Genomic DNA, 2,723 nt, shown 5'->3' with positions numbered 1-2,723 from the left:
AGCCCCGCGCGGGTGAGTCGGGAGACGGACCGTCTTAGACCGAATCATCCGGGCACCGGGGGTGACCTCTCCGCGCCGGTTACGACGGCCGGCGATGGAGGCGGCGCCACCGGTGGTCGCCCCACGGGACGACCGTCAACCAGCACCGGTGCGCACCCGAGGCACCGGTCTCGCGCAGGAGGAGCCACCGAGCTGTGAGCCGCCGTCTGGGTGCCCGTTCCACGTCAGCCACACCCGCCGTCGGCGGGGCGTCCGCCGCCCCGGAGCCGGGCCACGACGCCGGTCGACAGTCCACCTTCAGGCGGCGTATGGCCTCCCGCCGGATCGGTGCCGCGATCCTGGCCTCGGTGGTCGGGTCCGCTGGCCTGGCAAGCTGCGCTTCCGGCAACGACGCGCTGACGAACCTCGCCCGGACCACGACCAACAGCGTCTCGAGCGCCGTCGGCAGCATCACGCTGCGCAACGTCTATGTAGCAGGCCCGCTGTCCCGGGGAGACTCCGCACAGATCGTCTCGGCGTTCTTCAACGCGGGCACCGAGCCTGACACCATCATCGGCGTGTCCTCCCCCCTCGCGGCGGGCGGCAAGGTACCGAGCCCCGCCGAGCTGCCACCCGGTTCCGGAAAGATCTTCATTGCCGACGGCTCCGCGCCGACCCTGCAGAACGTCCAGAAGAACCTGTTGATCGGGTCCCAGGTGCCCGTCACCATCACCTTCGCCAGGGCCGGCAGTATCATCCTGGACGTTCCGGTGGAGCAGCCCGCACCCGGCGCCTCGGCGGCGCCGGGTGCGGTTACCGGGACCCCGGGGGCAGGGCAGGAGCCCGCCTCGCCGTCGGCCGGCGCCACCACCGCGGGCTGACCCACCGCCTGCCGATCCGCCCAGCGGGATCCGGCCGAGTATCCCCATTCGCGGGTACCCGACGCCCGGGGACCCATTCCGCGCGCCGCTGTCACCGACATGTCGGACCAGCGGACTAACGTTGCGTCCATGGCATCCACTCGCCCGTCGGCCGGCGGTCGCCCGTCGAGCCGTGCGGCCTCAGGCGGGTTCCGGTGTAACAGCTGCGGCTCGGAGTCCGTGCGGTGGGCGGGACGATGCTCGCGCTGCCAGGAGTGGGGCACGCTGGAGGCGCAGGCCCCCGCCCCACGCCGCGGGGCCGGCCTGGTCGCGGGGGGTCGCTCCGCCTCGTCCGCCGCAGTGACGGCACCGGCTCTGCCGGTCATGTCCGTCGACGTGACCGCGACGAGGCGTCGCCCGACCGGGATAGACGAGCTCGACCGCGTGCTGGGCGGCGGCCTCGTTCCCGGCGCTGTGATCCTGCTCGCCGGGGAACCGGGGGTCGGCAAGTCCACCCTGTTGCTGGAGGTCGCGGCCCGCAGCGCCGCCGCCGGTGCCCGCGCGCTGGTCGTCACCGGGGAGGAGTCCGCGGCGCAGGTCAGGCTGCGGGCGGGTCGGACGGGTGCGCTGCACGAGGACCTGTGGATCGCCGCCGAGACGGACCTCGGCGCCGTCCTGCGTCACGTCGAGGAGGTCTCACCCGCCCTGCTGGTGGTCGATTCGGTGCAGACCATCTCCGCGGCCGGGGTAGACGGAGCCGCGGGCGGGGTCACCCAGGTCCGTGAGGTCACCGCGGCCCTGATCCGGACGGCCAAGGCGCTGGGACTCGTGACGGTGCTTGTCGGCCATGTCACGAAGGATGGTCTGGTCGCCGGACCGCGCCTCCTGGAACATCTGGTCGACGTGGTGCTGCATTTCGAGGGCGAGCGGCACTCCGCACTGCGCCTGGTCCGCGCGGGCAAGAATCGGTATGGACCGGCCGACGAGGTCGGCTGTTTCGAGATGGACGATTCCGGTATCCATGGCATCGCCGACCCGAGCGGGCTGTTCCTGTCCCGGTCCGGCGGCGCGGGGCTGGAGGCGGTGCCGGGAACCTGTGTCACCGTAACGGTCGAGGGCCGACGGCCACTCGTCGCCGAGGTTCAGGCTCTGGTGGCGGAGACCTCGGCGCAGATCCCCCGGCGCGCCGTGTCCGGGCTCGATCCGGCCCGGGTGGCGATGATTCTCGCCGTGGTCGAGCGCCGGGCGAAGGTGCGCTTCGGCCGGGCCGACGTGTACGCCGCGACCGTCGGCGGGGTTCGGTTGGCCGAGCCCGCAGCGGACCTCGCGACGGCCTTGGCGATCGTCAGCGCGGCCAGAGACCGTCCGTTGCCGGCCGATCTCGTCGCTGTCGGCGAGGTCGGCCTGGCCGGGGAGGTCCGCGCGGTGGGCTCGGTACGCCAACGGCTCGCCGCCGCGGCCCGGCTCGGCTTTCGCCGGGCGCTCGTTCCGGCGGACCCCGGCCCGGCTCCGGACGGCATGAAAGTCACCGAGGTACCCGACCTGATCGGCGCGATCGGCAAAATGCATGAAACGTAGAAAGTGTGTATTTTTCTAACCATATCGGTACTTCACGATGAGGCGGACCCCACCGGCTCCCGTCGCCCCGATAGCATCGCGACAGTGGTAAAGGGAGACGGTGGGGGAAGCCGAGGAGTTGAGGGAGCCTGATGGCAGGACCACCCGGAGACGACATCTTCCGGGCGACACTGGCCGCGGTCGCGCCCGGAACCCCCTTTCGCGACGGCCTGGAACGCATCCTGCGCGGGCACACCGGCGCACTGATCGTCCTCGGCCACGACAAGGTCGTCGAGGGTCTGTGCACCGGTGGCTTCGAGCTCGACG

2 protein-coding genes are annotated in these 2,723 nt (G+C 72.0%); both read left to right on the top strand.

From position 1 onward, the window contains the following. Positions 1–308: 308 nt before the first annotated feature. Positions 309–860 carry a copper chaperone PCu(A)C gene (locus ACY45C_RS01825; RefSeq protein WP_462185933.1) on the top strand — a complete coding sequence of 184 codons (552 nt, stop codon included), beginning with the start codon at positions 309–311 and terminating at the stop codon, positions 858–860. Positions 861–959: 99 nt separating this feature from the next. Next, positions 960–2,417, top strand: coding sequence for a DNA repair protein RadA (radA, locus tag ACY45C_RS01820; protein WP_462185932.1), 1,458 nt, complete (start codon positions 960–962; stop codon positions 2,415–2,417). The last annotated feature ends 306 nt before the right edge of the window (positions 2,418–2,723 follow it).

The sequence above is a fragment of the Frankia sp. CcWB2 genome (assembly GCF_977927585.1).
This window is presented reverse-complemented; position numbering and strand designations above follow the sequence as displayed.

Coding starts and splice junctions, on each gene's coding strand:
- ACY45C_RS01825 (WP_462185933.1), top strand. CDS start 309: ATGGCCTCCCGCCGGATCGGTGCCGCGATCCTGGCCTCGGTGGTCGGG.
- radA (WP_462185932.1), top strand. CDS start 960: ATGTCGGACCAGCGGACTAACGTTGCGTCCATGGCATCCACTCGCCCG.